Raw genomic sequence first — 6,738 nt, 5'->3', positions numbered from 1 at the left:
GCAAGTACCTCATTACTACAAGTACACTGCTCCAATCGTAGTTGATACTGATAGTTATCCAACCTACACAACTAAAGTAGTGCATACCACTTCAATTACAACCAATCCAAAGCCAGACATTGGCGTTCCAACAAGAACAACCTATTTTCATAATCAATATCTAACGCCGCTAGGATTTGTGTATGTTGTTTATTGATGTCATAAAGCGTCAGGCAAACTTCGCTTAGCAAACGCATTCAAAGGCTTCACACTATTGTTTTTTATTTTTTTAATAAAATTCAAATAATAGTTGATAGCAAGTATTCTAACTTACAGTGAAAATAACATGACAAAACAAAGGAAAATACTCTGCGATTGTGGAGTAATGTTAGAAAAACAGAAAGCAGCATTTGACCATATTAAAACTGAAGCAATGATTTGTCCTCAATGTAAATTTACAACCTTAACAAAAGAGCAAGCTAAAAAGTACGTTCGTTCAAAGTTATTTTCGCTGAATAAATTATTTCTTCTTCCCTAGAATCTCCTTCAGCACTTTCTCTTTATCCAATTTCAATCCAAGTTTTTGTCCAAAATTGACAATATTAGTAACATCTCTTTGCAATAATTCTTTTGCATGCATGCTCTGGGTTGTTGTTGCTTGTGAAAAATCAATAAACACCGGAACATCGTGATAATTAAGAATATTAAATTTGCTTAAATCGCCATGAACAAACCCAGCTTTCCAATACAAAGTCATATACTCGACAATTTTATTAAAAAAGACCTTCTTATTTACAGGTGGGGCATCTTTTAATTTTTGAGCAGGTTGTTCATCTCCTATCATTTCAATGACAAGAATATTATCAAGAAAGGTGATGGGGATGGGAACGCGAATGCCAGCTTCCCGTGCTTTCATCAAATTTCTAAACTCTCGTTGTGTCCAAGAAAAAATAATTTTACGCCGTTGTTTTTTAAGGTGTTCATACCGCGGGTCAAGCTTAATATAATCATACATTTTATTGAAGTCGCAGGTTTGCAGCCGATAAATTTTAACAATGAGCAAGCTGCCATCTTCTTTTTTAGCAGTAAACACATTAGCTTCTTTGCCAACAGAAACAGGGCTGAGCATTTCCTCAAAATAACCTTGACATTGAAGCTTAAATAAGTTCCTCATAGTATATTGGTCAAATACATTCCCCATCACTTTCCAAGCTTCCTTCCATTTTTTAGCCATGAATTACCTTAAAATAAGCTGAGTTATTAAAATTAGTGTTTAAAAAGTGAAAAATAACCACAAACTATTTATATATGCATATGCATGCGTATGTGGTATGGTGAAAGTAATCTCATTATCAAATAAAGCTTATGAAGAATTAAAGGCTTTGAAACAAGGACATGACTCTTTTTCTGATGTAGTGATAAAATTAGTTGAAAAGAAGCCAAAAGGTAATCTCATGGATTTTTTTGGTAAATGGCCAGGTGGCAAAGAAGAACTTGATAAAATAGCAAAAATCCTTGAAGAAGACAGAAAAAAATTTAAAACACGTGATTATCATGAATTATTGTCTTGATACTAATGTCATTGTTGATATTTTCAGAGGAGATATTTCATTAACTAAACAGTTTCAAGAGCTTTCTGAAGAGGACGTTTCTTTATGCGGACCAGTTTTGGCAGAATTATATAAAGGCGCTTATTTATCGAGCAAGCAGGAAGAATCTATTCGTTTTATCCAATCATTTATCCAAGATATGGGTTGGCAGGAATTTAATAAAACTGCCTCTCAGCTATATGGGAATTTTTTTGCTGAATTGAAAATAAAAGGCAAGCCAACGCAAGACAGCGATTTAATGATTGCAAGCATCGCCATAGCTCATAACGCAACGCTTATTACAAGAAATGGCAAACATTTTTCTCATATTCCTCAGTTAAAAATAGTGGTTTGGTAGTAGCAGTGTAGAGTATGTAGTTTTAACACCAATTTTGTGATTCTACACTACCACGTAAAACCGGCTCTGTCCCGAATGAAGTTTTTGGTGCCATGCTGGTGATTATCCTTCAAATTAATACGTGGGAAAAAAGGAAATTACAATGGGAATTTTTTCCTTGTTATAAATAAGTGAGATAATCACGGCACCAAAACCGAGGCGTTAGCCGAGATTTGGGGCAGAGCCGTAAAACCCACACATTTATATAGTACTATTTCTCTATAATGATATAATAAAATATGTGTAAATGGGTCCTCTTATGAGCTGATATTGAATATTAGCCGTGAGTTTGAGACACTCTTACATATACCAGCCCGACACTGAGAGTACTCAATGGAGCTTACGCTAAAAGCAAGCTATGAGCTTGGGAGTTCGTGCCTCGGGCAACACAGTTTTATTAATCATAATCAATAAGATTAAAACAAGGAAAGAGCTTCATATCCATTAATAACGGCAAATAAGCCTTATTTTATTTATTCACGCTCAATATAAGCTAATATTTATATTAAGAACATAAAATGCCTTAATTAATTAAATAAGCTCTTTCTTTTAATGGAGGGATTTATAATGGGAAAAATTAGCCCGGTAAGTGCTAAATATATTGTTCAAGCAAGTATTATAATTGATGGCATTGTAGATAAGCCTGATGTTATTGGCGCAATTTTTGGTCAGACTGAAGGTCTTTTAGGGGTAGACTTAGAATTGCGAGAATTGCAGCGTTCAGGTAGAATTGGCAGAATTGAGGTAAATGTAGATACTAAAGCTGGAAAAAGTGGAGGTCAGATCATTATACCTTCAAGCTTGGACAAGGCTGAAACTGCTATCGTTGCAGCTGCTTTAGAAATAATCCAGCGTATTGGACCATGCAATGCTAAGATCAAAGTAGAGAAAATTGAAGATGTTCGTGTTTCTAAACGTACCTTTGTGGTTGAACGTGCAAAAGAATTGCTTAGACTACTTATGGATAGTTCAATTCCTGACTCTCAAGAATTAGCTGATGAAGTCGCTTATTCAGTCCGTGTCATGGAAATTACTTCGTTTGGACCTGATAATCTCCCTGCTGGGCCAGGGGTAGCTGATTCAGATGAGATTATTATCGTAGAAGGTCGCGCTGATGTTGTTAATTTATTAAAGCATGGCTTTAAGAATGCGATTGCTATTAATGGAACATCAGTGCCTAAATCAGTGATGGATTTAGCGCGGGAAAAAACAGTGACTGTTTTTGTTGATGGAGATAGAGGCGGAGATTTGATTATCAAGGAATTAATCAATGCAGATATTGATTTCATTACCAAAGCTCCTGATGGCAAAGAAGTCGAAGAATTGACTAAAAAGGAAATTCATCAATGCATACGATCAAGAATGTCTGCTGAACAAGCCCGAATGGAAGTTGCAAAGGGAAATGAAGGTGGCGGTTTTAAAACACCGCTTTCCCAGCGTCCTATGATGGCAAGACCACAAGAATCATCCGAAGATTCTCAGCGCCAACAAGCACAATCACTTCAGCTGAATAGAGGTAAAGATATGCGTCCTATAGAGAGAATGGACCGGCGCCAGCAAGGATTTCAGCAGCGTCCTATGGAGAGAATGGACCGGCGCCAACAGCCATTTCAGGCTAGAAAACTGCCCTCAAAACTTTCAGATGAAGAGAAAACAAAATTTTCAAAAATGCTTGAGGATCTTATCGGTACGCGAGGAGCATATGTGCTAGACAATAAATTAAATATCCTTGGCAAAGTGCCATTTTCTGAGTTGGTAGCAACTATTAAAAGCTTAAGCTCAGGAATCTATGCAGTAGTATTCGATGGGACTGTTGATGAACTATTATTACAGACAACAGAGAAGATTGGTGTTAAGTACTTGATTACTATGGATGGAAAAATGAAAGGTAATGGTAAAGTGACTATATTGACTGCAGAAGACCTATAAATTTTTAATATATTCTTTTTTTCTTGTCTTTGGTATGGCTCAAACATCAAATCTTACTAAAATAGGAATCATAGGGGTTGGGAATATAGGTAGTTTTCTCTGTAATGAACTTAACAAATCTGAAAAAATTGTTTTGTTTGTTTTCGATAAAGACGGTAATGCGATCTCAAAATTAGAGCAAAAAAGAATAAAAGTAATGATAGCATGGTCATTACGAGAATTAATTAGCAACGTTGACGTTATTATAGAAGCAGCGCATCCGTTAGTTGTTGGCGATCTTCTCACGGAATTAAACAATCAAAAACAATACCAAAAAAAAGTGATGATTATGTCAATCGGCGGATTAATTGATTGTTTAAAAGTATATGAATATCTAAAAACAAAAGGAGTTAAGATCTATTTACCATCTGGTGCGATAGGAGGTATTGATTTGATTGAAGCAGCATATGACCACATTAACAAAATCACGCTGCAAACAACTAAATCTCCTAAAAGTCTTGCTCTTGGCAATATCAAACAGAAACAAATTATTTTTGAAGGAAATGTTGAAGATGCAATTAAAAAATACCCTCAAAATATTAATATTGCTGCGAGGATTGCATTGGCTGCCAAAGATCAAAACAAAATCACCGTGAAAATTATAGTTGATCCTGAAATTAAAACAAATCAGCATGAAATATTTATCGAAGGTGATTTTGGCAAAGCCTATTTCAAAATAGAAAATATTCCATCTCCCAACAATCCAAAAACAAGTTATTTAGCGTGCTTGTCGGCGTTACAGAAGATAAAGGAACTAATTAACAAATAATCATTTTTCATCTTTTCTTCTTCTCTTCTAACTTTTTCTGTTTAGTGAATCCTAAGAAATTATCCTTTGAAATAACTGATGTACCTGTTTCTTCTTCTAATTCCATTCTTGTATTATGCGCTATTTGTCCGCCTCTTTTAGCAGCGCTTTTATTTTCTTCAAAACCTTGAGTATCTCTTGTTTTAGCAATGTCAGTAGTTGCTTTTTCTCCAAGCATAGTAAATATTAGCTCCCAATCAGTCATGTGGTCACGAAGATTTTGATTTAGTTTATTTACTTGTTTGAATTCTTTATATTCCTTAACTGTTTTTCCAAATGTAGCTTTAGTGATTTCGTTAGTAAGAATTGCAAACTCTTTTCCTTCTTCAACACCACGCTTTTTCCATTCATCAGTTAAATCCTGCCTAATAGCAATGCCTCTTAATCTCTTGTCAATCCAATTTTCAGGATAACCTTTCATTTCATAATATTGTTTGATTCTATCTTGTCCAAGTTCAGGATTTTCAATTTCTTCAACTCTTTCATAGCCTACTTGCGCTAGCCATTGTTTGAAAGGCTCTGCTTTTTTAGAAGGTATTGACTGAATGATTCTGAATAATGCCTTTGTGTTTGCACAATCTGTTTCATATAATTTGCCATCTATGGAGGTTAATTTCAGTTGTACACAAAATGTGGACAACTCAACTTGGTATTCTAGTTCTCTCTTTTTCAGCATGCTCCAATAATTTCTTGGATTTGTACTATCAGTAAGTACTTCAATTACGTCAATGACTGAGAAAAACCATTGGTTGTTATGCCAAATCCTTCTTATCTTTTTATCCTGAAATACAATTAAGCCATTTTCTTGATTCATAAACAATCACCTTAAACAATAAATAACAATCTCTTTATATACCCTACGTCACCATGTCCAGTGGAAAACTGTCCACTGGCTTTAAAGTTGAGAATTCGATGGTTATAGCCTGATTCGAAAGTTCACACTGGACAAAATCGGAAATGTTTCGGCTTCCAATATTTGTATCAAATTTTAAAACATATTCTACAAACTATATGTTCATATATATATATATATATTTAAATAACTAAAATCCAAGTGACCTCTAAAAGAGGTGTTATCATGGGTAAACCATTATCAAAAGAGTTATTAGTATTTCTTGTTATGACAATTTTAGCAGTTGGGTATGTAGTGATGGATGTGAATAGTGTGCAAACATCTAATGATGTTGCAGGAGAGGCATATCAACAGCCAGCAAAATATGGTGAGCTTCATGTTGTTACTGGCGGAGTATCAGCAGAGTTAGTATTTACCAATAGCGATGGTCAAGAAGTTACCATTCCTTTTGCAGCAGACGAAAATTGTGTGGACTGTTCAAATAATGGGTTGAATGAACCAGTGTATTATGGAACAGATGCTCCAGTTAGTGAAAATTCACATATTGATGAACTTGTTTATTTAGAAGGAGAAGTATGTGATGGTCAAAAAGAAAATGCTAATGTGTTAGCATGCACCGGTGGATATTTCATAGTTCTTGACAAGCAAAATAATGCGCATTTACTTCAAATAGGTAATATTGATTTATCAAACAGCAAAGTTGATTTTAAAGATTTTACCTATGGAAATCAATATAACAATCAAAAGTTTACTATGAACAAAGTAACTCCTTTTATGTTAGGTAATATGGGTTTCAGATTAATGATTAGTAAAAATCGAATTAAATTTGTATCAACAGGCTCTGGAAAACCGATTAATGTTTTAGGAGGCAAGACGTTAGTTCTTGGTGGATGGAGTGTCGACACGCAATTATCATCAGAAATTATATTCAACGCAGGAAAAGGCGAGCAAGAAATACTGCTTTTAAATTATGATGGTGATGATAAAGACACTATTATTGTAGATGTAGAACCTAAGAATACAAAATACCATACAAATGACTTAGGTAATGGGTTTATTGAAATTAAAACCTATATGACTTCAATGATATATGATAAAGAAGATCTAAAATCATTAGTGATAAAATACAAGTACTAATGATAAA

At 34.4% G+C, this 6,738-nt stretch carries 9 protein-coding genes; 7 read left to right on the top strand and 2 right to left on the bottom strand.

Translation table 11 applies throughout. The features are described 5' to 3' along the window. Both HYY69_07865 and HYY69_07860 read left to right on the top strand, forming a co-directional pair. Positions 1–196: hypothetical protein (locus HYY69_07865; GenBank protein ID MBI3033365.1), on the top strand; the 196-nt coding region annotated here is incomplete at its 5' end. Between the two features lie 129 nt (positions 197–325). After that, entirely contained in the window at positions 326–517 is a 192-nt protein-coding gene (locus HYY69_07860; GenBank protein ID MBI3033364.1) for a hypothetical protein, read from the top strand. On the opposite strand, the gene HYY69_07855 is transcribed toward HYY69_07860, so the two are convergent. Beyond that, entirely contained in the window at positions 500–1,213 is a 714-nt protein-coding gene (locus HYY69_07855) for a serine protein kinase RIO (GenBank protein ID MBI3033363.1), read from the bottom strand. The two genes, HYY69_07860 and HYY69_07855, sit on opposite strands and share 18 nt — an antisense overlap. Positions 1,214–1,310: 97 nt before the next feature. Between HYY69_07855 and HYY69_07850 the strand changes: the two genes are divergently transcribed. The 4 genes from HYY69_07850 to nadX all read left to right on the top strand — a co-directional run bounded on the left by HYY69_07850 (position 1,311) and on the right by nadX (position 4,702). Continuing rightward, entirely contained in the window at positions 1,311–1,550 is a 240-nt protein-coding gene (locus HYY69_07850; GenBank protein ID MBI3033362.1) for an antitoxin VapB family protein, read from the top strand. Further along, positions 1,534–1,926 carry a type II toxin-antitoxin system VapC family toxin gene (locus HYY69_07845; protein MBI3033361.1) on the top strand — a complete coding sequence of 131 codons (393 nt, stop codon included), beginning with the start codon at positions 1,534–1,536 and terminating at the stop codon, positions 1,924–1,926. Before HYY69_07850 ends, HYY69_07845 begins: the two co-directional genes overlap by 17 nt. A 606-nt stretch (positions 1,927–2,532) precedes the next feature. Continuing rightward, the gene (locus tag HYY69_07840) at positions 2,533–3,894 is read left to right on the top strand and encodes a DNA primase (protein ID MBI3033360.1); all 1,362 of its coding nucleotides are present in this window, start codon (positions 2,533–2,535) and stop codon (positions 3,892–3,894) included. 34 nt (positions 3,895–3,928) lie between these two features. After that, on the top strand, positions 3,929–4,702 hold the full coding sequence (gene nadX, locus HYY69_07835; GenBank protein MBI3033359.1) for an aspartate dehydrogenase: 774 nt from the start codon (positions 3,929–3,931) through the stop codon (positions 4,700–4,702). Between the two features lie 7 nt (positions 4,703–4,709). Here nadX and HYY69_07830 read toward each other — a convergent pair whose 3' ends face one another. Continuing rightward, positions 4,710–5,555 carry a Bro-N domain-containing protein gene (locus HYY69_07830; GenBank protein MBI3033358.1) on the bottom strand — a complete coding sequence of 282 codons (846 nt, stop codon included), beginning with the start codon at positions 5,553–5,555 and terminating at the stop codon, positions 4,710–4,712. 264 nt (positions 5,556–5,819) lie between these two features. Here HYY69_07830 and HYY69_07825 point away from each other — a divergent pair, with 264 nt between their 5' ends. Continuing rightward, a complete protein-coding gene (locus HYY69_07825; protein MBI3033357.1) occupies positions 5,820–6,731 on the top strand; it encodes a hypothetical protein in 912 nt (303 codons plus the stop codon). The last annotated feature ends 7 nt before the right edge of the window (positions 6,732–6,738 follow it).

The sequence above is a fragment of the Candidatus Woesearchaeota archaeon genome, from assembly GCA_016192995.1.
In the GTDB taxonomy this organism is placed as follows: domain Archaea; phylum Nanobdellota; class Nanobdellia; order Woesearchaeales; family DSVV01; genus JACPTB01.
The sequence above is the reverse complement of the archived record's forward strand: the minus strand, read 5'-3'. Positions and strand labels throughout refer to the sequence as shown.